Raw genomic sequence first — 24,555 nt, forward strand, 5'->3', positions numbered from 1 at the left:
AGTCTTCGGAAGGGGCGTTCAACGGCTGAACACTCGATGGGCTAATGACCTGTGCGCTCCACATTAAGTTTCGCCCGCTCCCCCGGGGTTTTAATCCTTGCCCACTTGGCTTATTTTCTGATCCCCCCTGTAAGAATATCTGGAGACGCAATGGACATGCCCTCAGCTCAACAAGCGATTGCCTGCAACAAGGACGCCTGGGACCAATCCGCCGACCTGCACAAAACCACCGAGACCTGGAGCGCACTGCTTGGCGGGGTCCGCGACCCCGGTTTTTCGTGCCTGGACCCCACCATTACCGGTTTGTTGCAGGACATCGGTGTCGCCGGCAAGGACGTGGTGCAACTGTGCTGCAACAACGGTCGCGAAAGCCTGTCGCTGTTCGCCCTGGGCGCGCGCTCGGTCGTTGGCGTCGATCAGTCCAAGGCGTTTCTCCAGCAGGCGCGTGAGCTTGCCGATGTGTCGCCGCATGCTCCTGAATTCATCGAGAGCGACATCCATCATCTGCCGCAACGCTTGCACGCGCGCTTCGATATCGCCCTGGTGACCATCGGTGTACTCGGCTGGATGCCTGATGTGGCGTTGTTCATGCGCCATGTCGCCAGCACGCTGAAGCCCGGCGGTACGCTGGTGATGTATGAAACTCATCCGTTCCTGGAGGTGTTCGATCCCAAGGCGCAAAACCCGCTGCTGCCTGCCAGTTCATATTTCCAGCGTGAGCCTTTTGTGTTGCAGGAGTCGATTGTCTACGAAGGCCAGGGCGACGTGGCTGGACCGACCTCCTATTGGTATGTGCACACCTTGGGGGATGTCGTGAGCGCAGCGATTGGCGCCGACTTGCAGATCAGCCATCTGCAGGAGTACGCCCACTCCAACCGTGAAGAGCTGTACGACCAGTACGAGCACCAACCTGCTCAGTTGCCCTTGTGCTTTACCCTGACTGCCACCCGGCAGCGAGTCTGAGTGGGATTGTCCAGACAAAAAAAAGCCCGCGAGGAGAGGCGGGCCAAGGGATTCACTGGAGTAGGTAGGCTTCACCCTATAAGACTGGAAGTGAAGGCTTTGTGAAAACGTTGTCGCAAATTCGGATGGCGTACGGCTCAGGAGCTCCGTATGAAACTGCGCATGGTTTGGCCTGCACTCGTCTTGAATGAGAGGGGCCTGGGCATACCTTCATCCGCGGCAATGAACACAAATGTATTGCCTTCGAGGCGATAGCTGGCGGGCAAGTGCTTGCCGGCGTCATCGCCGATGGCGTCCACCCAGGTGATGCTCTTGGGACGCGTGGTGCTGTCCAGGAAAAAACGCCCCTCCAACAACACCTCGCCACTGACGGTCTTGACCTCGAAACGGTCGCCGGCAATCGTGGTAATTGCACCTGGAGCGCTGTGGGCATCCACGGGGTTGAGTTCGCCACTGTCTTCGAGTGAGGTTTGCTCCCAGGTGCCTTGAAGGGCTTGAATATCTGGGTCTGAAAGGGATGACATACAAATTCCTTTTGCTGAAAAATTAGTTGCCGGTCGTTCTGAACAAAGCGGTGTTTTCTTTATCTAAAGCGAAAGTTTATGTAGGAACTATCCTATTTTTTATTTTTTTGTAATTTTGCGTTTACCGGCAGGCAATTTGCGTTACTTTGCCTGCCTGTCGGGTAACGTCTCGTAACGAATCGTCTTTACTCAAGGTAGGTGCCACATACAACAGTCGTGTAACCGAAATGAAACCTCCCGCTGCTTAAGTGTGAGGGTTAAGTTAAATGGATGGCCTTTTGATGGCGTAGTGCCGCATTCGTGGTATGCCGGGAAGCTGCCCCCTGTTTATTCGTTGTTAGTCCGATCTGTGTGTTTGGGCGCCGGATTCCAACTCATCAGAGTGTACGAACTTTGAACAATACCCCCCTGCGTCATCAACATTTGGTATCGGACGAAATTGATCTCCTCGAACTGTTTCACGGGATATGGAAGCAAAAAAAACTGGTAATCGGTTGCACGATTCTGGCGGGTATTCTGGGGGTAGGCTATGCGTTTCTTGCACCCAGGGTTTACCAGGTCAGCAGTGTGCTACGGCCAGCGGCGATCAATGAGTTGGATGCTCTTAACCGTTCCGAAGTCTACAGGTTGCCGCCAGCCGAGGCCTTGGCCAAGGTCGGTGCGCAGTTGGACTCCTATGAGGTCCGGCTGGGTTTTTTCAGGGCTAATCCTGCACTGTTCGAAGCCTTCCAACGCCCAGGGCAAAGCCTGGAGCAGAGCTTTGAAGCGTTCAACCAGAACTCCATCAACCTGGTGATGCCTGATCCGAAGAGGCCCGATGAGGCCAGTTCCTATCTGCGCCTGGAAATGCAGTACCCCAAGGGAATTGACGGCGCGGCCATTCTCAACGGCTTCGTCGACTACGCCATTGCGCAGGAGCGCAACCAGGTGGCGTCCGACCTCAAGGTGATCGTTAATAACCGCCTTAACGAACTCAAGGGCAAGATCGATGCTGCGCGTACCAACTACGAGGCGGATAAAGCGTCGAAGACCGCCATGTTGCTGGAGGCTGACGAAGTCAAACGCGCTAGCTTGCAGGACGAGCTCAAGGCCTTGCGGTTGCAGATGAAAATGGAACGCACCAACCGCTTGGCCGAACTGGCCGAGGCGATCTCGATTGCCAAGTCCATTGGCATCAAGAACCCCACTACTCCCTCTGCCCTGGATCGGAATGGACCTCGTGGCTCGAACCAGGTGACGAGTATTGTCTTGACCAATCAGCCGATTCCTTTGTATTTCATGGGCACCGAAGTGCTGGAGGCGGAAAGGGCTGCGCTGCAACAGCGTACCAACGATGATTTCACCAACAGCAGGGTGGCCGAGATCGGCAAGGAACTTCGCATGCTCGACGTCAACCGCGAAGTCGAAATACTCAACGGCCGCAAGAACGAAGATATGTTCCTGCAGGACGTAGAGCCCCTGCGGGCGGAAGAGGCTCGGTTGCGCGGACTGAATATCGACATGAGCATGCTGAAACTGGTCACCGTGGATCGCCAGGCACTGGAACCGCTGAGTCCGATAAAGCCAAGGGTGGGCGCGATCATCGCAATCAGTTTCGTGGGCGGGCTGGTGCTGGGAATATTCTTGGCATTAATTCGACATTTTGTGCAAGCACGGCGTAACCGTGCCGTGTTCGATGATCGCCGGTCGCCACACCAATAGGTCGGGCTGAATACGGAGTGGGGTAGTTGCACGGTCGGCCGCAGAGGCGCCAGCCCAGCACCTTCAGTAGACAGGTTTTCACAATTCTTGATTAACTTTTGGTTACAAACTGTGGCTAAATAACTGCCACGGACCACGTATCGGGTCATTACTCAGCCGATCGTGCCAATTGTGTGAATTGTGATTTCAGACGCTGCTATCCATCCTCAGCCGTTGTGGGCGCGCAGGTGCAGCCTGTTTTCTTCTGACATGTGACGAACCCCCTTGAAACTCATCATTGTTGTTCTCTATGTGGCCTCCATTGCGTATGTACACCTGCGTGGTCGGGTGCGACATAAGCTGGGCCGCCAACTCAGTGATCATTCGACCTTCCTGGCGCCGATCAACTGCTTGCTTTACCTATGCTCCAAGCTACCCGGTCGTCCCTACCTGTCACCCAGTGATTTTCCTGACTTGAGCCCGCTGCAGGCGCATTGGAAGGAGATTCGCGAGGAGGGCCTGAGCCTGATGCGCGCGGGTGAAATCAAGCGTTCCGACCAGTACAACGATGTGGGCTTCAATTCGTTCTTCAAGTCTGGCTGGAAGCGCTTTTACCTGAAATGGTACGGCGAAAGCCACCCTTCGGCGATGAAGCTGTGCCCGCGTACCACCGAGCTGCTGCAGGGCATAGGCTCGATCAAGGCGGCGATGTTCGCCGAGTTGCCACCGGGCTCCAAGCTGGTGCGCCACCGTGACCCTTACGCCGGCTCGTACCGTTATCACCTGGGTCTGGTTACCCCGAATGATCCGGGCTGCTATATCAATGTGGACGGCGAGCACTACTACTGGCGTGACGGTGAGCCGGTGATGTTCGATGAGACCTACATCCACTACGCCGAAAACACCACGCAGCAGAACCGCATCATCCTGTTCTGCGATATCGAGCGGCCGATGAAATATCGCTGGGCTGCAGCGTTCAATCGTTGGTTCAGCCGCAACGTCATGGCCGCCGCCGGCTCGCCCAACGATGCAGGCGACAAGACCGGCGGGCTCAACCGCGCCTTTACCCGGCTGTACAAAATTCGCTTGCGTGGCAAAGAGCTGAAAAAACGCGACCGCACGCGTTACTACCTGGAAAAATGGGCGATCTTTGCCGCATTGGCGCTCATATTTGTGCTGATTTGAGGCCAACCTGGGCGTAAGTCACTCCGGTGGCGTCGCGCCCAGCTTGTCCCACATCTTCTTGCTGATTTTCTGCCGATTGGCATAACCGGCCCATGGGTCAACCTTCAGCCCCTGCAAGCGTTGGTGCAGGTTGGCCACGGTCCATTGCTGGGCGCCACGCAACCCCTTCAATTCCTCGCGACTGACCGGTACCGATACTGGCAGCCCTGGGCGTGCGCGCACCGAATAGGCCGCTACCGTACTGGCGCCGCGTGCATTGCGCAGGTAATCGACAAAGATCTTACCCACGCGGTTTTTCGGCCCGGAGGTGGCGGTAAAGCGCTCGGGCAGTTGCTCGGTCATGAATTGGGCAATGGCCTTGGCAAAGGCCTTTACGGCGTCCCAGCTATCCCGGCGTGCCAGCGGTATGACCAGGTGCACGCCTTTGCCACCGCTGGTCTTGACGAACGCTTCCAGCCCCAGCTCGTCGAGTACCGACAACGTGAGCTGCGCGGCTTCCAGCATGGTTTTCCAGGGCAGCGCCGGGTCCGGGTCGAGGTCGAGCACAAACAGGTCCGGGGTTTCGATTTTGTCCGAGGTGGCGCCCCAGGTATGCAATTCGATGGTGCCCATTTGCACGGCCCCGATCAGGGCTTTCGTCGTGTCGATCTCCATCAGGCGCGCATGGCCTGGGTCCAGTGCCGGGTCCAGTTGCTTGATATTGGGAATGGCGAGGCGTTCCGAGTGCTTCTGGAAAAACTGCTCACCCTCGATGCCTTCCGGAGCCCTGAGCAGGGACACGGGGCGATGTCGCAGGAAAGGCAGGATCCACTCGCTGATGCCCTCGTAGAACTGCGCCAGTTGCTGTTTTTGCGTGCCGCTCTGCGGGTCGATGACACGCTCGGGGTGAGTGATGTTTACGCCGCCGCGTGGCTTAGGGGCTTTCACCGCTTTGAGGGAGTTTGCCGAGCGCGGCTGTTCATGGATGATCTGCGTTGCTGGCTTGTCGGTACGCAACCCCACGAAGGCTGCCTGGCGCACCACGCCTTCACGGGTCCACTCCGTAAACTGCACTTCGCCGACCAGGCGCGGTTCCACCCAGTGCACACCTCGTGCCTGGGCGCTGGTGAGGGGTTTTTCCAGGGGCGATGCGTCGCGCTCCAGCGGGGTGAGTTGTGCGTAGATGTTTTTCAATGAGGCTTGGTCGAAACCAGTGCCCACCCGCCCGGCGTAGACCAGCCCGCCATCGTCATTAACTGCCAGCAGCAGCGCGCCAAAACCGCTGCGCGACCCCTGGGGCCGGGTGTAGCCGACAATCACGAACTCCTGGCGCAGGCGGCACTTGAGCTTGATCCAATCGGTATTTCGACTGGAGACGTAGGGGCTGCCCTTACGTTTGCCGATCACGCCTTCCAAGGCCAGGTCGCATGCACTTTCGAAGATATCGCGTTGATTGGCGGCAAACGCTTCGGAGAAACGCAGCAGTTTGCTGCGGCTACCAGACAAGGCGTCCTTGAGCGCGGCGCGACGCTCCTCCAGCGGCGCCTGGCGCTGATCGCTGCCGTTTAAAAACGGCGCGTCGAACAGGTAGTAGACAATGTCCAGGCTGCGGCCGATATCAAAGGCATTTTGCAGCGCTTGAAAGTCCGGCAGGCCGTCGCCATTGAGGCTGACCACCTCGCCATCCAGCCAGCTGTCCTTGAGCTTTAGGGCGCGCAGGGCCTTGGCCTGGCGTGGCAGGCGTTCGGTCCAGTCGTGGCCGTTACGTGTAAACAGGCGGACCTCGCCGTCGCGGATGCGGGCGAGCATGCGGTAACCATCGAACTTGATTTCGTAGTGCCAATCGCCTTCTGGCGCGCGGTCTACCAGGGTTGCCAATTGCGGTGCGAATTGCTCGGGGAGGGCTGTCGCCTGCTTCTGTGGTTTGGCGCGAGGCTTGGCCTTGGGTTTACCGATGGATGCATCACTGAGGACGCTCTTTGGCTGGGCCTCCACAATGTCATAGTCGGCCGCAGAGCGGGCCTGTTGGTCGTGTTCCTTGATCAGCAGCCACTGCTCCTTGTCGCCGCTGCCCTTGAGGCGCGTACGCACCAGCGCCCAGTCACCCGAGAGCTTCTCACCGACCAGGGTAAATTTGAGTTTGCCGGCGGCGTAGGCCTTGTGCGGGTCGCCATGGGGTTGCCAGATGCCGCGGTCCCACACGATCACGTCGCCGGCGCCGTACTGGCCGGCCGGGATGCTGCCCTCGAAACCGCCATAACTGAGGGGGTGATCTTCAACATGCACCGCCAGGCGTTTCTGGCTCGGGTCCAGGCTCGGCCCCTTTGGCACTGCCCAACTGAGCAGCACGCCGTCGAGTTCCAGGCGGAAGTCATAGTGCAGGTTGCGCGCATCGTGCTTCTGGATCACGAAGCTCAGGGCCGATGCCTCGCGCTTTCGACCTGCTGCGCTACCTGATGGCTCAGCGGTGACCTCGAAATCGCGCTTGCGGTTGTATTCGCTCAGGGGCTTTGCCATGGAGTTCTCCTGTATATGGCAGGCTCAAGAGGCCTTTTTGCCGGCTTTTTTCGCCGCCGGTTTTTTCGTCGTTGGTTTGCCGGCCAGGCTGCGTTTGAGCAGCTCGGTCAGGTCGATCACATCGGCCGACTTGCGTTCCTCGCTGCCTTCCTGGGATTCCACGTCTTCAATCTTGCCGGCCTTGGCTTTCTTCGCCACCAGCGTCATGATTTTTTCCTGGAAACTGTCGCGATAGTCCTCGGGCTGCCAGTCGGCGCTCATGTCTTCCACCAGACGCTTGGCCATGTCCAGCTCGCCCTTGGCCAGGTCGGGTTTGGTCACGTCGCTGGGGAGTTCCAGTTCATCCAGGCTGCGCACTTCAGCTGGCCAGCGCAGCATCACCAGCACCAGCGCCGACTCCAGGGGCATCAGTGCCGCCAGGTGTTGCTTGGTGTGCAACACCACATTGGCCAGGGCGACCTTGCGGGTTTTCTTCAACGTTTCGCGCAGCAGTGCGTAGACCTTGCCACCGCGTTTATCCGGGGCCAGGAAGTAAGGCGTGTCGATGTTCTGCAACGGAATTTGGTCACTGGCGACAAACGCGATGATCTCGATGGTCTGGGTCGACTTGGGGTGGGCCGAGCGGATCTCATCTTCGCTGAGTACCACATAGCGGCCTTTCTCAAATGCCACGCCTTTGACGATATTCTCCTTGGTGACCTCCTTGCCGGTGCTCTTGTTGATGCGCTTGTAGCCCACCGGGTCCATGCTGCGCTTGTCCAGCCAGTCGAAATCCACGCCCTGGGCGGACGTGGCCGAGACCAGCGATACCGGAATATGAACCAGGCCAAAACTGATGGCGCCTTTCCAGATTGCCCGTGGCATACGTGCGATTCCTTAAGAAGAAGCTGTGTTCTGGTGACTCGACGGCTGCGTGAAAAGTTTCCCCCGGCAGATGCGCGGACAGATCGTGTTACACCTGATGAGAAACTATTTAGTTACGAAAGCCGAACCCAGGGCGTAGCGTGGTATCGAAAGCACGTACTCCTCGCCCCAGAGAGGCTTTGTCATGAAAAGCTGTGTGCGTCATCTCGCGGTGCTGGTGTTAGGCCTGGCACTTGGGCCATTTGCCCATGCGCAAAACCTGCCCGGCAGAAGCGATTCCAATAACGGTCCGATCCACCGGGCCAATCCCAACAGCATGCAGGGCACCCAGCCCAATACACCGACGGTGCGTGGCATTCAGACCGTGCCGACCCCGCGTGCGCCGACCCTGGAAAACGGTGGTATCGGCAATCGCTATCCGCAACGCGATGCGACACCCAGCCGCCCGGCCACCGACACCAAAGCCCCCACCTATGATGCCAACGGCAATCGCCGGTAAGGACGCTGTCTTATGTTTATACGCAAAACCCTGCTAGCCACCCTGTGCGCCACCACGCTGCTTGCGCAGACGGCCGTTTATGCTTCCGATGCGCAGCAGTTCCCCAGCGAACAAGGCAGCATCTCCGCGACGCCGATCGCCAAAGGCCTCGATCACCCGTGGGCCGTGGCATTTCTACCCGACCAGCAAGGTTTCCTGGTGACCGAGCGTCCAGGCCACCTGCGCTTTGTCAGTCCGGACGGCAAGCTGTCTGCGCCGTTGACCGGCGTGCCTGAGGTGTGGGCCAAGGGGCAGGGCGGTTTGCTCGATGTGGTGCTGTCGCCGGACTTCAAGCAGGACCGCATGGTCTACCTGACGTACGCCGAAGGCGGTGGCAAAGGCGGTACGGCCGGCACGGCAGTGGGCCGCGGGCGCCTGGCGACGGACATGAGTGGCTTGACCGATTTCAACGTGATCCTGCGCCAGGAGCCGAAACTCTCCACCGGCAACCACTTCGGTTCGCGCCTGGCCTTCGACCGTGATGGCTACCTGTTCGTGACCCTGGGGGAAAACAACGATCGCCCGACCGCCCAGGACCTGGACAAGTTGCAAGGCAAAGTCGTACGGATCTACCCGGATGGCCGCGTGCCCGATGACAACCCGTTCGTCGGTCAACCCGGGGTACGCCCCGAGATCTGGTCCTACGGCCAGCGCAATCCGCAAGGGCTGGCGCTGAACCCATGGAGTGGCACGATCTGGGAAAACGAACATGGGCCGCGCGGCGGTGATGAAATCAACATTATCGAGCGGGGCAAGAACTACGGCTGGCCGCTGGCGACTCACGGCATCAACTATTCGCTCACACCGATTCCCGAGGCCAAGGGCAAGACCGCAGAAGGCACCGTGGCGCCTCATCATGTGTGGGAGAAATCACCGGCTATCAGTGGCATGGCTTTCTACGACGCCGACCGGTTCAAAGCGTGGCAGCACAACGTGTTCATCGGTGCGCTGGCCAGCCAGGAACTGATTCGGTTGCAGTTCGACGGCGACAAGATCATCCATGAGGAGCGTTTGCTGGGCGGCTTGAAGGCACGTATTCGCGATGTGCGGCAGGGGCCGGATGGCTTTCTGTATGTGCTGACGGATGAGGACGATGGGGTGCTGTATCGGGTGGGCCTCAATCAGGATTGAGCAATGAGCCGCAAGCTTGAAGTTTCAAGCTTGCGGCTTCAGTCAAAGCCCCAGAGCGGACAACCCCGGATGCTCATCCGGGCGTCGACCCAGCGGCCAGTGGAACTTGCGTTCGCTTTCCTTGATCGGCAGGTCGTTGATGCAGGCAAAACGATTGGCCATCAGGCCATTCTCGTCGAACTCCCAGTTCTCATTGCCATAGGAGCGGAACCAGTTACCCGAGTCGTCGTGCCATTCGTAGGCATAGCGCACGGCGATGCGGTTGCCGGTAAAGGCCCATAGCTCTTTGATCAGCCGATAATCCAGCTCCCTGGCCCATTTTCGAGTGAGAAAACCCTTGGCCTCTTCGCGGTTATGGGCGAATTCGGCACGGTTACGCCATTGCGTGTCCAGGGTATAAGCCAGCGACACCCGGTGTGGGTCGCGGGAATTCCAGCCGTCTTCGGCCAGGCGCACTTTTTCAATCGCCGATTCACGGGTAAACGGCGGCAAGGGCGGACGTGTTTCTGCGGTAGATGACATCAGGTGGCTCCTTAAAACCCTACAGCGTTATCGAAAGTTGCCAGGCGTGTGGATTCACAGTCCCAATAACGTTCGCGCCATGCATTGCGCGTTATCAGCAGCTGTTGAATCACCCATAACCAGGGCAACGGTAATGGCGCCATCGATCAGGATCAGCAGTTGCGCGGCCTGCCGTTCGGGGTCGGGGGTGCCATGTGCCTGGCACAGTTCGAGTGCGTACTCGAACAATTTCTGTTTATGGGCCTTGGCCAGCAGGCGGACCGGGTCGTGCGGGTCGCCGGTTTCGCCACTGGTGTTGATAAAGGCGCAACCTCGAAAGTCCGCCGAGGCGAACCAGGCCTTGAGGGCGTCGAACAGCGCGAGCAAGCGTTCGCCGCTGCCATCGACGCGCTCCACTTCGCCGTGCAGCCATTGCATCCAGCGCTCGTCGCGGCGCTGCAGGGCTGCGATCACCAGCTCATCTTTATTGGCGAAGTAACGGTAAATACTTTTTCGCGAGACGCCGGCGGTTTTCACCAGGAAGTCCATGCCGGTGGCGGCGATGCCGTGGCGATAGATCAACTTTTCAGTGACGTCGAGGATAATGTCGCGAGTTTCATTGTGGGTCATGTCGTTCATGCTTATGAAAGTAGAACGATCATTCTTCTTGGTCAATAAAAATTTTACTCTCTGGCACTGCGAGACCTGAGCACCCCCATGGTGTAAGCTCGGGGCCTCCTCGGATTCGACCCATTGCGAGCCCTATGCCGTCGTTCTTCAAACGCTCCCTGTTGCCCAAGCTGCGTGGCTTCCCCCTCACTCCCGACGCCCTTGACGTGCTGTCCGGCGCTGACGCGTTTCGCCGCTGCCTGCTGGAAAAAATTGCCCAGGCCACCCGACGCATCTACATCGTTGCGTTGTACCTGCAGCAGGACGAAGCAGGGCAGGAGATCTACGACGCCCTGCACGCCGCCAAGGCGGCGCGGCCGGAGCTGGACATCGTGGTAGTGGTCGACTGGCTGCGCGCCCAGCGCGGGCTGATTGGCGCCGGCAAGCAACCGGGCAACAGCGCCTGGTACCAGGCCATGACGCAGCGCCATGCCAGTGAAGTGCCGGTGTATGGCGTGCCGGTGCAAACCCGCGAGCTGTTCGGCGTACTGCACCTCAAGGGCTTTGTGATCGATGACAGCGTGCTGTACAGCGGCGCCAGCCTGAACAACGTGTACCTGCACAAGTTCGATAAATACCGCTTCGACCGTTATCACCTGATCCACAGCCAGCCGTTGGCCGATTCGATGCAGCATCTGGTGGAGCACGGCCTGGTGACCTCCAAGGCCGTGCACCGCCTCGACCTGCCCAACCTGCCGACCACCCGCAGCCTGCGCAACGACATCGGCGACCTGCGCAGCCGCCTCAAGCACGCGGCCTACGACACCACCGCAGGGCAGTTGCCCAACGGTCACCTGTCGGTCAGCCCGTTGCTCGGCGTGGGCAAGAACAACCCGTTGAACCGGGTGATCCTCGAACTGATCGCCAGCGCCCAGCATCAACTGACTATCTGCACACCGTACTTCAACCTGCCGCTGCCGGTGACCCGGGAAATCAACCGCGCCCTGGCGCGTGGGGTGAAGGTCGACATCATCGTCGGCGACAAAACCGCCAATGATTTCTACATCCCGCCCAGCGAACCCTTCAAGGTGATCTCGGCACTGCCGTATCTCTACGAAATCAGCCTGCGCCGTTTCGCAAAACGCCATCAATCGGTGATCGACAGCGGCCAGTTGAACCTGCACCTGTGGCGCGACGGTGACAACACCTACCACCTCAAGGGTATGTGGGTCGACCAACGCTACACCTTGCTCACCGGCAATAACCTCAACCCTCGGGCGTTCCGCCTTGATCTGGAAAACGCCTTGCTCGTCGATGACCCGCAAGGCCAGTGGCTGGAACCGCGACGTGCCGAGCTGGCGCAGATTTTCCAGCACACTACGCGGATCGAGCGTTACCAGGATTTGCAAACCCTGGTGGATTATCCCGAGGCCGTCGGCAAGTTTTTGCGCCGTGTCAGCCGTGTACGAATCGAGCGGTTGTTGTACCGAATTCTCTAGTAACGGGTGCGTTGCGGCAGACTCGACTTCTTGAGACTTTGCCTCTGCAGCGGCTTTGGCGTGTGTTGTACGTTTTCTATTGACTGTTCTAAGGGACGAGAACTCTCGCCGTTCAATTGGCCAGGGGTTAATAGATATGTACACCACTCGATTCAGCAGTACTGTCCCGGCGCTCAGTGAGTTTCAGGCGCCCTCCCAGGGGGCGTTGTTGCACCCTGTCGCTGTACCTGACAGCCGGTCCAAACGTGCTGCTTTGGATACCGTAACGTCTCGACGCCATTTCCCCAGCGCCGCTGTTGCCGCTGCCGCGGATACCACGCTGCGCAAAAGGCTGGTTCAGTGGTTGACCACGGGCAGCGCGCCCGAAAACCTCATCCCCCCCAATGCATCCATCGCCCCCTTTCTCCAGATGTACAACGCCGCAATCAATGAGCCGGCCGTGCTTGCCTGGTTTGAAGCCAAGGGCCTGAAGCTGTCGACCGTGCGGGTCTTTCGAGATTCGGTGGCAGGCACGGTGACGCGTGATGGCAAGGATACCTTTGAGCGGTTTACAGCCACGGATGGTTCGGGCTGGTGGGAGGTGAGCACAAAGATCAACGCCATCCAGCAGGTTCTGTCACCCCATGACCTGGGTGTGCCCGTTGCTGAAAGCCCTACCCAAGGTGCGGTGCCACGGGACGTGGTGCTGGATTTCTACGGCGTAAGGCCGCCGCTCAATGAACGGGCCTCGGCTGCAACGGGCACACAACTCAAGCGCGAGGGATGGCCCGCGATTTCTTCCACCTTGCGTGATCAGTGGGAGAAACAGTTCAAGCACCTGCTGCAACAGAACGATGACCAGGCAGTGCGCCGGCAATTGGTTGGCCAGTTGCAGCCGATGATCGCGGGCAAGGCGGACGGCGAATCACTCAAGCTGGATAACCATACGGTCTCCATTGCGAGGGGATCGACCCTGGATCAACTCAGTCAAGAGGCACGAAAGCAGTTCAATGCCTTTCTGACGACGCCGACCTTCCGGGATTTCCTTACGAAAGTGGGGTTCGCGGGAGAGGGCCGCGCATACAGGTTGTCCGAGGGGGAGCTCCAGATGCGCAACGCTGCCGGTCAATGGCGATCGTTGCAGGCGTATTTCGACGATGAAATCCAGAAAACCCTGGCCGCCGGCAGCGAAGAAGCACAACAGTCTGCCCGCCAGTTGAACGCGAATCTCGATGATTTGCTGCAGATGAGTGGCAAGACCGGGAATGCCCTGTACAGCACTCGCACCTATGACGCGCGGCAGGCGTTGGCGTTTTATGCCCCTGATGCGCCGCAAACCGTGAGTGACGTGCGTGCCACATTGAGTTGGTTCAATACGTCGTTCCCGCCGCCGCTGCCGGCAGCCGATTACGCAGCCATGCTGCCCTATGAGCAGAGCGTGGGCGCCGCTTTGTCGGCCGATGCTCGTGAGGTATTGAAAGGCATGGCGCCAGCGGTGGTGTCATTGCTTGGACGCTTTACAGGCTCCAGTGTGGTTGAGCAATCGCCGCATGATCCGGACCGCCGTCTTGCCGACTTTTTCGATTCGCCACCGTGTATCGCCAAGGCCGACGAATTGGCCAAGCGGCTGAAGCTTTACGCCGTGGCCGACGGCCAGCCCTTGAGTAAAGCCAAGCGCCATCAACTCCTCGCGGCGGCGCTGAAGCTGAGTGTGAACGCTCCAGTGCCCGGCCGGCCAGGCGTGGTGGCCGGGTATTGGCTTTACCAGCCAGGCAACCTGGGCCGCACACTCAAGGATGTGCGCCAGGACGTGGAAAAACACCTGGAAAGCAAGGGGGTCGATGCCACGCTTTCGTCCCTGTTCGCCCACCTGTTCCTGGCCCACTCCGCACCGGAAATGCTGATCAAGGCCGATCCGGATGTGCCGAGGGAGGCCGCGCAGGCCTTCAACCGTGACCCGCAAAGCGTCAAGATCGGCTCCACCGGCTGGCTGGAAATGCGCCTGGGCTGCGCAATAGCCGATGCACTGTCCGGCGCGGGCAGTTCGCGATTGATGAACCTTACGCAAATCATGGCACTCTCGCGGCTTGACGCGGGTGGTGCAACGCAAGAGACGCTGCTCAAGACCCTGGCGACCAGGCCCTTGTTGGACTGGGCGGTCATGACCGGTATTTTCCCCATGACCCACGACGGCCAGTACTCCCCAGGGGATTATCAGGCCGCAGCACAGGCCTTTACCTCGCGGGAGAAGCAGATCCGCGAGGCCTTCAGCACGCTGACGAAAGAGCCGCCGACCCAGCGCAGCTTGCTGATCGAGCAACTGGTGCCGTTGTTCCCGGAAATGACCGCCGATGAAATACGTGAATTCAGGCTTGAACTGGACACTGACGTGCCCTTTGACCCTCGCCAGCATGCTCATTTGGAATCCCGTCGGCCGTTGCTGACCGATGTCATTCTGACGGAGCAGGTTCGCGATGACCCGTTGCTGGCCGTCGATCATTGGCTCAATACCCGGATCAGTGGGGAGCGACGCTACCGGTTCACCCATCCCGGAGTTTCCCAGGCAACCTTCGAGGCGCGCATCCGGCAGGTGCCAGAGATTGCCCCATTGGTGGAAGCCGCCGTTGATCGGCACATTGCCGATACCCGCGTGGCTCAGGCTACTGCATTGAAACTGATGATTGCCCAGTTGCCTGCGCAGGAACGTCTAGCGCTGGAGGCAGGCAAAATAGAATTTTTCACCGTACGCCAGGAAACCGGGGAAGCCCTGGAGGACGATCAGGGCCCCGACTCCAAAGTCGACGAAAACTGCGGCAGGCATGGTCTGCTGCTGCGTTATGAAACGGGCGTGGTAGAACCAAGGTTCGGTTACTACGAGGTGTTCCCGCGATCGATGCAGATGGTCAAGCGCACCGATTTGCCTTATCGGTTGACACTCAACGGTACTGTCGAGGAGGGCCGCAAGCCCCACGGGCCATTTGCTTATGTGCGCGCTCCGTTCCGGCTGGGGACTGAGCAAGCGTTGGATGTGATGGCCTACCGTTCAGGTTCGCCACCGCGTACGGGGGCCAAATCGAAGGTGATTCTCGACAAAGCCTCCACAGAACTGCCGCCGACGCCGCTGCCACGCCCTGGGGATACGGCGATCCAGCGTGTGCCCGATACCTTTGCTTCGACCAAAACCCAGCGAATTGTCAACGCTTTGCTGGCGCACAGTTTTGACGACAAGCGCGAGGCGCTGATTGAGTTTGCCAACCAACCCACGGGTCTACAGAGTCGACGCACCTATCCGTTTACCTCCGGCAGTCAGCTGTTCACCGCCGAGAACGCTCGTATGATGCTGAGCCTGATCCCGTTTGTGGGGGCGATTTCAGATATTGCACAAGGCAATGTGAAGGAGGGACTCAAGGGCTTGCTGATTGATTTCGCTTCGTTCGCCGCCACAGGAGGGCTGAGTGGGGCGAGCCGATTTTTGCGCGGCGTAAAAAAGCTGGTGCTGTTCAATGGCAAGTCATTCAGCCTGCCAGGGCTCAAAGGCGCCGCGCCGTTGCTACGTAGCCTGTTCAATCCTCTGGACGGTACGATTGACGTGTTCAAATCCGGGTCGAATGCCATCGATGCAATGCGCAAAATCATGAAAGGTGAAGTCGCTCGCCTGGCGCCCGGCCTCTATATGCCGACCACGGCATTCGAGAAGTGTCGTTGGGCGGTGGGCGTTCAAGGTTGCCTCTTCCCGGGAGGCGTTCGATCGTTCAGGGCTGTGTCGGGCGTTCGAACGGGCAACGTGGGGGCTCTTGAAATCCAGGCGATCCAGAAAAATGCCGGGTGGTATGCGATCAATCCCAGCTCTGGCGAGCCCGAGGGTGCACCGCTGAAGCATTTCAGGGTTCGGGGTTGATAGGTGCCGCCCAGGCTCATTGCGAACCTGGGCGGCCACGGATCAGTTCAGGCCCAGCTTGCCACGCAGGGTCGACAGGTCTTCGGCCAGGGTGTTAACCGGACCCACCAGCGCCTTGCGGTCGTTTTCCTTGACCTTGTCATAGGTCTCGAAGCCGCCGTCCTTGGTCTTGTACTTGGCCAGGATCTTGTCCACGGCGGCAAAGTTCTTGTCGACCTTGGCCAGGAAGGCCTTGTCCTGTTTCTCGATCTGGCCACGGAACAGGTCGACGATTTTCTTCGCGCCGTCGATGTTGCCCTGGAAGTCATACAGGTCGGTGTGGCTGTAGCGGTCTTCTTCACCGGAGATCTTGGTGGCGGCGACCTCTTCCAGCAACGCTGCGGCACCACCGACAACTTTCTCCGGCGGGAAAGTCAGGCCGTCGACACGGGTTTTCAGGTCGTTGACGTCGGTGTTGAGCTTGGCCGTCAGGGCTTCCAGGCCCTTGGTCGAGTTCTGCGAGAACAGCGCGTACTCGATGCGGTGGAAACCGGTGAAGTCTTCGGCGGTCACGCCTTTTTCGTGGTCATCGACACGGGAGTCGATCGAGGCGTCGAGGTCGCTGAACAGCTCGGCGATCGGCTCGATGGACTCATAGTGCACACGGGTCGGCGCGTAGAGCTTCTTGGCGGTGGCGAGGTCGCCTTTGTTGATGGCATCGGTAAAGGCCTGGGTCTGGGTGACCAGCTCGCCGATTTCCTCGGTAACGTAGATCTTGTAGTCCGACACCGGGCCTACCAGGTCCAGCGGCGCGGTGGCGGCGAAGGCTGCCAGCGGCGAAAGGGTCATTAACAACGACAACGCGATAGTCGACTTCTTCATGGGACGTTTTCCGCTCTGGTGTGTTTTAGGTGTTGGCAGTGGTTTGAAGGTGCGTGGCAGCGAGCAGCGTGCGCCCAATGAAATCCTTGGGCCCCGTGACCCCCGGCAACGTGAAGAAGTACCCACCGCCGACCGGCTTGAGGTATTCCTCCAAGGGTTCGCCGTTGAGCCGGGTTTGCACGCTGATAAAGCCTTTCTCCAGGTCAGCCTGGTAGCAGATGAACAACAGCCCCATGTCCAGCTGACCGTTTTTATTGACGCCGTTGGAGTAGTTGAACGGCCGACGCAGGATCAGGTTGGCCTGGGTCTGCGCAGTACGCGGGTTGGCCAGGCGGATATGGGCATCAAGCTTGGTCAGCTTGCCTTCCGGGTCCTTGCTGTAGTCGGGTACCTGGGATTCTTTCTGGCCATCCATCGGCGCGCCGGTTGGCTTGATACGGCCGATGATGCTTTCTTGCTCCTGCAGCGGCGTGCGGTCCCAGCGTTCGACGAAGTTGCGGATGATGCGCACCGCCTGATAGCTGCCATGGGCCGCCCAGCTCGGTTCGTCGCTGCCGGGTTGGACCCACACAATCTGGTCCATGGCCTTGCTGTCGTTGGAGTTAGGGTTGGCCGAACCATCGCGAAAACCCAGGAAGTTGCGCGCGCTCTGCGCCGGCTCGCCGGGCTTGGCCGGCGCCTGGGGCGGCACGCTGCCTTCCTGCTTCCAGCGCACCAGCAGCAGGTCGGGCAGGTTCTTCACGATGTCGCGCAGGGCGTGGATATTGGTGTCCGTGGTGTTGGAGCTGAATTGCAGGCTCAGGTCGCCATGGCACTGCGCCGGTTCCAGCGCATCGTTGGGGAAGCCCACCATGCGGCTCAGGCGCTTGGGTTTGACGGCGGCCAGGCCGAAGCGCTCATCGAACAACGATTCGCCGACGGACACGGTGATGGTCAGGTTATCCGGCGTGACCACCGGGCCGAGAATGCCGGAATCGGTGGGCGGCAGCTTCGGGTCGACCTGGGGCACGGTGCCGCCGGTCATCAGGAAGCCGATGCGCTCGTTCAAGGTGCGGAACAGACGCTCCAGGTCTTCGCGGTCGCTGGCCAGGACATCGAACGCCACGACCATGCCGCAGGCCGGGCGAGGGGTGACGATGCCGCTCTGGTGCTGGCCGAAAAAGTCGTGGTGGTCCTGGGTCTTGTCACTGCGCGGTGCGGTAGTCACTTGCTCGGCGGCGGCCGCCATGGCCGGGCAGGTCAGGGTGCTGCCGGCGATGGCGGCACCGGTTGCGGCCATGCCCAGGAGGACACGGCGACGTTGTGCTGAAAACTGTTCTGAATCACTCATGTGTGCGGTCGTCTTCACTGCAGGCCGGAGAGGCCAAGGGCGGGGTCGATTCCATCGAGTGCGGCGGCCAGAGCCTTGGCCTTGTTTGCGATCTGCTTGCGCTGATCGGCGGTAACGCTGTCGTATGTGGCGTAGCCTTTGTCGAGCTTGAAACCCTGGAGCTCGGTATCGAAGGCGGCGAGGGCGCTGTCGACGGTCGGCAGCAGGTCGGCGGCGGACTTGGTCAGCAGCGGACGCATCAGCTCGACCACCTTGTGCGCGGCCTCCAGGTTCGCGGCGAAACCATTCAGGTCGACATGGCTGTAGCGCTCCTCTTCACCGCTGATGGCGCGTACATCCGCCAGGCTGTTGAGGTTGCGCACTACGATGCTGACCAACTGCTCCGGCGGCAGGGACTGCGCCAGCAATTGCTGCTTGAGGGTGGTGACATCGGTCACCAGGCGCTGCGCAATCGGCGCCAGGCCATCAAGGCTGCGTTGCTGGAACAGGCTGTATTCGAGGCGATGGAAGCCGCTGAAGGCCGGGTCTTGCTCACGTTTTTCAAAATAGTCGGCACGGGCGTTGATGGCGTTGTCCAGCTCGGCCAAGCGCTGTGAGGCCGGGGCCAGACGTTGGTAAGCCTCACGGGCCGGCACATACAGCGCTTGCGCTTGGGCCAGGTCGCCAGCGTCGATCGCCTGTTGCAGGGCGGTCACGGCCTTGACCAGGGCACCGCCCTGGCTGCTCAGGTACACGCGAAACTCAGACAGCGGGCCGATAAACGCCACCATCGACGGCTTGGCCTTGGCCTTGGCGTCGGACTCAGCGGTTGGCGTCACATGCAGGGTGCCGCGCGGGTTGCTCAGCAGGCCGCACGTGATCGCATAGTCCCCCGGCAACAGGTTGGCGTTGATCACCTGGCTCAGGCCTGGGGCGATGTTTTCGCGCTCTTCGACCACCAGCACGCCGTCGAGGATTTCCCACTCCACCGCCCGGTCAGAGCGGTTGATGATGCGAAAGCTCGCCCGGCCGGCCGGCACGCTCAGTGCATTGGGCTCGCAGGCGTGGCCATGGATGGTCACGGCGATTTCATTGTGGTTGGTCTGGCGCTTGCTGGCCGCCAGTTGCGAGGCGTAATAGAACAGGCCACCGGCGGCGATCATCACGACCACCGAGCCGGCCACCGCCCAGCGCAGGGCGCGGGGGGGCGAAGCGGGTTGAGGCGTTGGGTTGGACAAGAGACGGTCCTTACTGGCTGGAAACGGAAGAAGGGCTAGCGGCAGGCTTGGCCGGTGCCGCGGGCAGGAAAAACATCACCAGCGCCACCATCAGATAAATCAGATAGGCGCCCAGGGTGCTGATGGTCGGCGCTTCCTGGTAGCCGAACATGCCGGCCAGTACCGAACCGAGCGGGCTGTCCATCGGCAGCACGGCGCTGAAATCGAATAACACGGTCTGCCAGTGGTTCCACACGCCCGCTTCGTGCAGGGCTTGCACCGAGTTGGCGAGGATGCCGGCGGCGACCACGAGGATGAACAAGCCGGTCCAACGGAAAAACGCACCGAGGTTCAGGCGCATGCTGCCGCTGTAGATCAGGAAGCCGACGATGATCGCCAGGACCAGGCCGAGCAGCGCGCCAATCGGCGCGCCTGGGCCTTCGCTCTGTTGGAACACTGCCAGCAGGAAAAATACGGTTTCCAGGCCTTCACGAGCGACGGCGAAGAACACCATGAGGATCAATGCCGTGACCTGGTGTTTGGAACCGGTCAACGCCTGATCAAGCGAGGCGTGCAGCGAATGCTTGATGGAGCGCGCGACCTTGCGCATCCAGAACACCATGGAACTGAGGATGCCCACGGCGACCAGGCCGACGATGCCTTCGAACAATTCCTGCTGCTTCTGCGGAAACTCGGCGCTGACCAGTTCCAGACCACCGCCCACCAGCAAGGCCAGGGCAGCGGCGAGGAATACGCCGATCCACACGGCGGGCATCCACTGGCCACGGCCGGTTTGTTGCAGGTAACTGGCGATGATGCCGACGATCAGCGCGGCTTCAATGCCTTCGCGCAGCATGATGAGAAAGGGGACAAGCATTCGGCACCAGAGCGTAACTAGATAGGAGCCTAAGTTGTAACATAATGATACTCATTACTAAACAGACAATCTTGACGATTGCTGAACAGCGGCTGAACAGCGGCTGAACGGCCCGGAGAAGGCCGTTCAGTAGTCCTGCCCGACGGCCTGGTTATAGGTATCCACCAGCAAGTCAAAGCGGCGTTGTGTTTCAAAGTAATCGGCGTTTAGCCGCTCTGGGTCGGGGGGTTCGCTTGAATGACGGGCAAGTGTTTGCAGCGCGCCAAGGTAGTCGTAACCGGGTTGTCTAATCCGCTGCCACAGCTGCTGGGCCTTGGCGTCGGAGATGGGTAGGTTGGGGCGCAGGTACTGCTGGGCGTGATCCCAGCTCTGCTGTAAGTCGCTCAATGCGTCCGCCAATTGTTTGGGGGATCGCGGGTCAAGGCTGTGCATCGTGTCGCGGGTCTGCAAGATCAGGCCGGGGATAAGCGCCATCTGGTGTTCGTCACGCACCTGCAAGTGTTGCAGCTGTTGCAGGCGTATCCGGCGGTCGGCTGCGTCCACGGCGGCGCGCAGTTCGGATGAGACCGTGAGGAATTTTTCCGCCACAGGGAAGAACCGCGCATCGCTGATCGCCCGCTGCGCAGGGGTAAGGCCTGGGACGGTTGCGTTGGGGTAGAAGTCGAACTCTTTCACCGATGAATAGACCTGCAGCAGGTGGTCCATATAGTCATTGCGAAGCGCGGCGATCTGCGGCAGGTATTTTTGCAGTGCGCTTCTTTGCGAGGACGTCAGCAGGCACAGGTCCGGGCGTTTGGCGTCGTAGTCCAGCAGGCTCAATTGCGGGCCCTGTGCGCGCTGATACCGTTCGGGGAAACGCTCGATGATATCCAGGCTCGGGTCGTTGGCGCGGGGGCTGCGGCTGCGGTAGTTGGAGTACGCCACTCGCCAATTGCTGTCGACCCGGTTGAGGCAGTCGATCACTGGACGCAGCGCCTGGGCTTGCTGGTGTTCAAGCGCTGCCGGGCGGTTGGCCCAGGTTTTCAGCGGGGCGAGCATATCGGTATTCGTCAGCAGGCCCACGGTGCTCAGCGCCAGGGGCACTATGGTGCACAGTGCAGCAAGGGTGATGCGGTTCATGGTGTACACCCCTGCGCGCCGGCTTTGAGGCCACTGCAAGGGCTCATCAGAAACGGTTGCAAGCCCTCGTCACGGTGGATGCGTTGGTTGTTTGCGTATATCAGCGCGGCGCTCAACAACAGGGCGCCGAGGCCCAGGCAGGTGGCCCATTGGCGTGTCGACGGTCGCGCAGGCCAACGCCACGTCAGTGCTGAACGTATCGACGGTCGTCCGAGCACGCGCTGCGCCAGCCCCAGGCCCTGCAGTGTCAACACATAGCCGGCGAACGCGTAATTGCCGAGGATGATCCAGATCAACAGGCCAAGCACCCAGCACGGCAGAATCTCGCGGATCACCAACGGCGGCGGCCGGCGAAAACTCAGCCAGGGCGATAGGTGGGCGGCGAGCTTCTCGTCAATCTCGCCGTAACCATCAGTGACGGGGCGCCAGATCGCCAGGATGAGCAACGCCGGTATGGCGATCAGGAAGGCCCAGGTTGGGACCATGCCGAGGGATTCCATCAAGGTGTGGTCGGTCAGTTGCTGGTCGTGGATCGCCCAGCCGACGGCCATGCCCAGCAAAGCCACAAACATCGGCCAGGGGCGGCTGGTGCGTTCCCAGTCGCGCCAGAAGTAGGGGTCTTCATCGGGCATCTGTGCGCACAGGGCCGGGTACTGGTTGAGCAGGGTTTCGCTGAGAGTACGGCAGGCATTCCAGTCGGACTCGCCGAAGCGTCGAGCAAAGCGTTGGCGTTGTTCCAGTGTCATGTCGCCGAACAGCAACCTGGCCGCGCGCGCCTTCGGGTCACGGCTGTTCAGGCTGGCCTGGTGGTAGGCCTGCGCACTGAAACGCTCCAGTGCATGGCGTGCCTTTAACGCCGACCATTCGGGTTCGGGGCAGTGGTTTTCCAGGTGTTGATCGGACCAGGCCTGCTCGCTGCACAGGCTCTCAAACAGCGCCTCGGACCAGAACGTGCTGGCCAGCAGCGTGCGCGCGAGTACGTCATCGAGCCGCGCATGGCGCGCCAGGGGCTTGAGCCATTCGGTGTCATGCAACTCGATCAGGGCGGCGTTGAAGGCCTCGACCTGTTGTTGATCGAGTAATTCGGTCAACCGCTGCTCAACCTGGGCAAACATCTGCTCCAGCAGCGCGGCCAGGCGATAGTCGGGCAGCCGCGCCGGGGTTTCCCGTTGCCAGGGGGTGAGCCAGTGCAAGTGCGTCACGGCCCAGTCCGCAATCGCGGGTTCCGTGCCACTCAGGCAGCGTTGCAGCAGCAAGGCTTCAAATGCCTCGGTGCATTCATTGTCCTGGGCGTGCTGATAGAGACGCGCGAGATTGGCCGGCGTGGCATCGGCCACCAGGGCCTGCGCCTGGTCGTAGCGCGTGTCGGGCTCGGCGGTAGCGGGCAGCACCGTGTCGACCTGCAACGCTTGCGGCACTTCGACGGGCGCTTCATAACGGCTCCATTGCAGCGCGTGCTCATAGGCCTCGCGCAGGCGCTGGAAGCCGACAGGGTCTTCGTCCGGGCGATGCTGTTTGAGTAACACCGCGTATTGGCGCTTGATACTGCGAGCATCGGCGTCGGACGGCAGCCCAAGTACTTCCCAGCAACTCATCGATACAACTCCCTGTCGGTAAATCCCGGCGCAGAATACCCGAGACCCAAACCCGAGTGCCTACTCTTTTGCCGCGTGACTGCCTAAGATGGCCGCACTTCACGCCACACAGGGCACGGCAGCGCCAATGTTGGAAAAAGACACTATCTCCCTCCACCTCGTGCGCGAAGCCTTGTTGCAAAGCTGCGCACCGGGTCCGGCCACTGTCGAAGTGTTGAGCAAGGTCGGTATCGATCCGGCATTGCTTGAGCAACCCGACGCCCGCGTTCCGGCTACTGCCTACGCCCGTTTGTGGCGTTTGCTGGCAAGGCGCATGGACGATGAGTTCTTCGGCATGGACCCGCGCAAGCTCAAGTCCGGCAGCCTCGAGTTCCTCTGCCGCGCCGCCATTGCACAACCCAGCCTGGCAGAGGGCCTGCAAACCGCCTTGGGTTTCCTCTCACTGATGCTGGAACACCTGCCGGCCCAGTTGGTGCGCCAACAGAGCCTGGCGGAAATCGTGTTGCACGAACCAGAAGCTGAGCCCAATCGAGCATTCACCTATTTCACCTACTGGATGATCGTGCACGGCGTCGCCTGCTGGCTGGCGGGGCGACGCATTCCGATCCTGGCCATTGAACTGCGCTGCCCGCAGCCGGACTTTTGCGATGACTACCAGGTGATGTTTTCCGACAACCTGCGTTTTGATCGGCCACGCACCCGCATGATCTTTTCCGCTGACTGCCTGGACCTGCCGATCAAGCGCAGCCCGGAAGAACTCAAGCGCTTCCTCGCCCACGCGCCGGCCAACATCCTGGTCAAATACCGCAACCCGGACAGCCTGGCTACGCGCATCAAGCACGACCTGCGGCAAATGCCTCCCGACACTTGGCCTGAGACCGAGGGCCTTGCTGCCATTCACTGTATTTCCGCCTCGACCTTGCGCCGCCGCCTGGCGGAAGAAGGCCAGAGCTATCAGGGGCTCAAGGACAGCGTGCGCAAGGAGTTGGCGATCGTGTGGCTGGCTGAACCGCAGATCAGTTTTGCCCAGATCGCCGAGCGATTGGGGTTTGCCGATACCAGTTCGTTCTACAAGGCGTTTCGCAAGTGGGTGGGGTCCAATCCTGGGCATTACCGCAGTTTGATTCTTAACGATGCCGGATAAGTCTTCAGGGAGACAGGTCGTGCTTAAGTCATGGTTTATCTGTATTTGTTGCGCTTTGTTCCCGCTCACCGCCTGGTCGGCCCTGGGTATCGGTGATTTCACCCTGGGCATGCCTCGCTCGCAGGTCATGGACATCCTGCAACGTTATTTTCCGAAGGTGGAACTGGAGAGGAACCTCTCCTATTCGGTGCCGATGCCTTACTACCGCGCGTTGGAACCGTCACGCCCGTATCAATTGGGCAATGTGCCGATCTACGTGGTGGAGGCGTACTTCGACGAAGCCGACCGCCTCAAGCAACTGAACATCGCCTTTAATATCACCGACCCCGAGCGTCTCAAGCCGTTGATACCGTTGATGCGCGAAGCACGCTTGGTTCCGGACACGAACGGGCGCTATGAGGTGATGGTCGAGGAGGGTGAGCTAACCTATTGGGTTTCCAGAATGTTCGAATGGACTACTGTGGAGATCGCTGACAAAGCCGCGTCGAAGGTCAATATTCCGATGCGTTTTCACGTTGATCAGCAAATCAGAGCGACCAGGTAGCCACCCGGCCAACCCAACATGG

20 protein-coding genes are annotated in these 24,555 nt (G+C 60.1%); 9 read left to right on the plus strand and 11 right to left on the minus strand.

All coding sequences use genetic code 11. The features are described 5' to 3' along the window. Nucleotides 1–150 precede the first annotated feature (150 nt). Nucleotides 151–963: a bifunctional 2-polyprenyl-6-hydroxyphenol methylase/3-demethylubiquinol 3-O-methyltransferase UbiG gene (locus tag M2397_RS06670; protein ID WP_145338633.1), complete on the plus strand. Its 813-nt coding sequence runs from the start codon at nt 151–153 to the stop codon at nt 961–963. Nucleotides 964–1,100: 137 nt separating this feature from the next. Here M2397_RS06670 and M2397_RS06675 read toward each other — a convergent pair whose 3' ends face one another. Next, nucleotides 1,101–1,487: a TIGR03067 domain-containing protein gene (locus M2397_RS06675; RefSeq protein ID WP_259242476.1), complete on the minus strand. Its 387-nt coding sequence runs from the start codon at nt 1,485–1,487 to the stop codon at nt 1,101–1,103. A gap of 393 nt (nt 1,488–1,880) precedes the next feature. Here M2397_RS06675 and M2397_RS06680 point away from each other — a divergent pair, with 393 nt between their 5' ends. Together M2397_RS06680 and lpxO are read left to right on the plus strand one after the other, a co-directional pair. Next, nucleotides 1,881–3,188 (plus strand): Wzz/FepE/Etk N-terminal domain-containing protein, encoded by a 1,308-nt coding sequence (locus M2397_RS06680; RefSeq protein WP_259242477.1) that lies wholly within the window; start codon nt 1,881–1,883, stop codon nt 3,186–3,188. A gap of 264 nt (nt 3,189–3,452) precedes the next feature. Then, on the plus strand, nt 3,453–4,352 hold the full coding sequence (gene lpxO / locus M2397_RS06685; RefSeq protein WP_131696475.1) for a lipid A hydroxylase LpxO: 900 nt from the start codon (nt 3,453–3,455) through the stop codon (nt 4,350–4,352). A gap of 18 nt (nt 4,353–4,370) precedes the next feature. On the opposite strand, the gene ligD is transcribed toward lpxO, so the two are convergent. Further along, the gene (ligD, locus tag M2397_RS06690) at nt 4,371–6,848 is read right to left on the minus strand and encodes a DNA ligase D (protein ID WP_259242478.1); all 2,478 of its coding nucleotides are present in this window, start codon (nt 6,846–6,848) and stop codon (nt 4,371–4,373) included. A 24-nt stretch (nt 6,849–6,872) separates the two neighbouring features. Further along, nucleotides 6,873–7,712: a Ku protein gene (locus M2397_RS06695; RefSeq protein WP_259242479.1), complete on the minus strand. Its 840-nt coding sequence runs from the start codon at nt 7,710–7,712 to the stop codon at nt 6,873–6,875. 184 nt (nt 7,713–7,896) lie between these two features. Between M2397_RS06695 and M2397_RS06700 the strand changes: the two genes are divergently transcribed. Together M2397_RS06700 and M2397_RS06705 are read left to right on the plus strand one after the other, a co-directional pair. Continuing rightward, nucleotides 7,897–8,211, plus strand: coding sequence for a hypothetical protein (locus M2397_RS06700; protein WP_145338638.1), 315 nt, complete (start codon nt 7,897–7,899; stop codon nt 8,209–8,211). A 12-nt stretch (nt 8,212–8,223) separates the two neighbouring features. Continuing rightward, nucleotides 8,224–9,381, plus strand: coding sequence for a PQQ-dependent sugar dehydrogenase (locus M2397_RS06705; protein WP_259242480.1), 1,158 nt, complete (start codon nt 8,224–8,226; stop codon nt 9,379–9,381). A 42-nt stretch (nt 9,382–9,423) separates the two neighbouring features. Here the strand turns inward: M2397_RS06705 and M2397_RS06710 are convergent, their stop codons facing one another. Next, nucleotides 9,424–9,903 carry a nuclear transport factor 2 family protein gene (locus tag M2397_RS06710; protein WP_259242481.1) on the minus strand — a complete coding sequence of 160 codons (480 nt, stop codon included), beginning with the start codon at nt 9,901–9,903 and terminating at the stop codon, nt 9,424–9,426. A 54-nt stretch (nt 9,904–9,957) separates the two neighbouring features. Further along, nucleotides 9,958–10,521, minus strand: coding sequence for a TetR/AcrR family transcriptional regulator (locus tag M2397_RS06715; RefSeq protein ID WP_259242482.1), 564 nt, complete (start codon nt 10,519–10,521; stop codon nt 9,958–9,960). Nucleotides 10,522–10,646: 125 nt separating this feature from the next. Here M2397_RS06715 and pssA point away from each other — a divergent pair, with 125 nt between their 5' ends. Both pssA and M2397_RS06725 read left to right on the plus strand, forming a co-directional pair. Then, nucleotides 10,647–11,990 (plus strand): CDP-diacylglycerol--serine O-phosphatidyltransferase, encoded by a 1,344-nt coding sequence (gene pssA, locus M2397_RS06720; protein WP_131696468.1) that lies wholly within the window; start codon nt 10,647–10,649, stop codon nt 11,988–11,990. Nucleotides 11,991–12,429: 439 nt separating this feature from the next. Beyond that, a complete protein-coding gene (locus tag M2397_RS06725; protein WP_259242483.1) occupies nt 12,430–15,867 on the plus strand; it encodes a hypothetical protein in 3,438 nt (1,145 codons plus the stop codon). A 42-nt stretch (nt 15,868–15,909) separates the two neighbouring features. On the opposite strand, the gene efeO (M2397_RS06730) is transcribed toward M2397_RS06725, so the two are convergent. From efeO (M2397_RS06730) to M2397_RS06755, 6 genes are all read right to left on the minus strand, one after another. Next, on the minus strand, nt 15,910–16,728 hold the full coding sequence (gene efeO / locus M2397_RS06730) for an iron uptake system protein EfeO (RefSeq protein ID WP_131696467.1): 819 nt from the start codon (nt 16,726–16,728) through the stop codon (nt 15,910–15,912). A gap of 25 nt (nt 16,729–16,753) precedes the next feature. Next, a complete protein-coding gene (efeB, locus tag M2397_RS06735) occupies nt 16,754–18,058 on the minus strand; it encodes an iron uptake transporter deferrochelatase/peroxidase subunit (RefSeq protein ID WP_131696466.1) in 1,305 nt (434 codons plus the stop codon). A gap of 14 nt (nt 18,059–18,072) precedes the next feature. Next, nucleotides 18,073–19,275, minus strand: a complete 1,203-nt coding sequence (gene efeO, locus M2397_RS06740; protein ID WP_259242484.1) for an iron uptake system protein EfeO — start codon at nt 19,273–19,275, stop codon at nt 18,073–18,075. A 10-nt stretch (nt 19,276–19,285) separates the two neighbouring features. Then, on the minus strand, nt 19,286–20,131 hold the full coding sequence (gene efeU, locus M2397_RS06745) for an iron uptake transporter permease EfeU (RefSeq protein WP_131696464.1): 846 nt from the start codon (nt 20,129–20,131) through the stop codon (nt 19,286–19,288). Between the two features lie 126 nt (nt 20,132–20,257). Beyond that, nucleotides 20,258–21,250 carry a hypothetical protein gene (locus M2397_RS06750; RefSeq protein ID WP_259242485.1) on the minus strand — a complete coding sequence of 331 codons (993 nt, stop codon included), beginning with the start codon at nt 21,248–21,250 and terminating at the stop codon, nt 20,258–20,260. After that, the gene (locus M2397_RS06755) at nt 21,247–22,845 is read right to left on the minus strand and encodes a J domain-containing protein (RefSeq protein ID WP_145338645.1); all 1,599 of its coding nucleotides are present in this window, start codon (nt 22,843–22,845) and stop codon (nt 21,247–21,249) included. Before M2397_RS06755 ends, M2397_RS06750 begins: the two co-directional genes overlap by 4 nt. Nucleotides 22,846–22,972: 127 nt before the next feature. Between M2397_RS06755 and M2397_RS06760 the strand changes: the two genes are divergently transcribed. Together M2397_RS06760 and M2397_RS06765 are read left to right on the plus strand one after the other, a co-directional pair. Further along, nucleotides 22,973–23,989, plus strand: a complete 1,017-nt coding sequence (locus M2397_RS06760; RefSeq protein ID WP_259242486.1) for an AraC family transcriptional regulator — start codon at nt 22,973–22,975, stop codon at nt 23,987–23,989. Between the two features lie 19 nt (nt 23,990–24,008). Further along, nucleotides 24,009–24,533 (plus strand): hypothetical protein, encoded by a 525-nt coding sequence (locus M2397_RS06765; protein WP_259242487.1) that lies wholly within the window; start codon nt 24,009–24,011, stop codon nt 24,531–24,533. Nucleotides 24,534–24,555 lie beyond the last annotated feature (22 nt).

The organism is Pseudomonas sp. BIGb0381, assembly GCF_024809815.1.
Lineage (GTDB): Bacteria > Pseudomonadota > Gammaproteobacteria > Pseudomonadales > Pseudomonadaceae > Aquipseudomonas.

Coding starts and splice junctions, on each gene's coding strand:
- M2397_RS06670 (WP_145338633.1), top strand. CDS start 151: ATGGACATGCCCTCAGCTCAACAAGCGATTGCCTGCAACAAGGACGCC.
- M2397_RS06675 (WP_259242476.1), bottom strand. CDS start 1,487: ATGTCATCCCTTTCAGACCCAGATATTCAAGCCCTTCAAGGCACCTGG.
- ligD (WP_259242478.1), bottom strand. CDS start 6,848: ATGGCAAAGCCCCTGAGCGAATACAACCGCAAGCGCGATTTCGAGGTC.
- M2397_RS06695 (WP_259242479.1), bottom strand. CDS start 7,712: ATGCCACGGGCAATCTGGAAAGGCGCCATCAGTTTTGGCCTGGTTCAT.
- M2397_RS06700 (WP_145338638.1), top strand. CDS start 7,897: ATGAAAAGCTGTGTGCGTCATCTCGCGGTGCTGGTGTTAGGCCTGGCA.
- M2397_RS06705 (WP_259242480.1), top strand. CDS start 8,224: ATGTTTATACGCAAAACCCTGCTAGCCACCCTGTGCGCCACCACGCTG.
- M2397_RS06710 (WP_259242481.1), bottom strand. CDS start 9,903: ATGTCATCTACCGCAGAAACACGTCCGCCCTTGCCGCCGTTTACCCGT.
- M2397_RS06715 (WP_259242482.1), bottom strand. CDS start 10,521: ATGAACGACATGACCCACAATGAAACTCGCGACATTATCCTCGACGTC.
- pssA (WP_131696468.1), top strand. CDS start 10,647: ATGCCGTCGTTCTTCAAACGCTCCCTGTTGCCCAAGCTGCGTGGCTTC.
- efeO (WP_131696467.1), bottom strand. CDS start 16,728: ATGAAGAAGTCGACTATCGCGTTGTCGTTGTTAATGACCCTTTCGCCG.
- efeB (WP_131696466.1), bottom strand. CDS start 18,058: ATGAGTGATTCAGAACAGTTTTCAGCACAACGTCGCCGTGTCCTCCTG.
- efeU (WP_131696464.1), bottom strand. CDS start 20,131: ATGCTTGTCCCCTTTCTCATCATGCTGCGCGAAGGCATTGAAGCCGCG.
- M2397_RS06750 (WP_259242485.1), bottom strand. CDS start 21,250: ATGAACCGCATCACCCTTGCTGCACTGTGCACCATAGTGCCCCTGGCG.
- M2397_RS06755 (WP_145338645.1), bottom strand. CDS start 22,845: ATGAGTTGCTGGGAAGTACTTGGGCTGCCGTCCGACGCCGATGCTCGC.
- M2397_RS06760 (WP_259242486.1), top strand. CDS start 22,973: ATGTTGGAAAAAGACACTATCTCCCTCCACCTCGTGCGCGAAGCCTTG.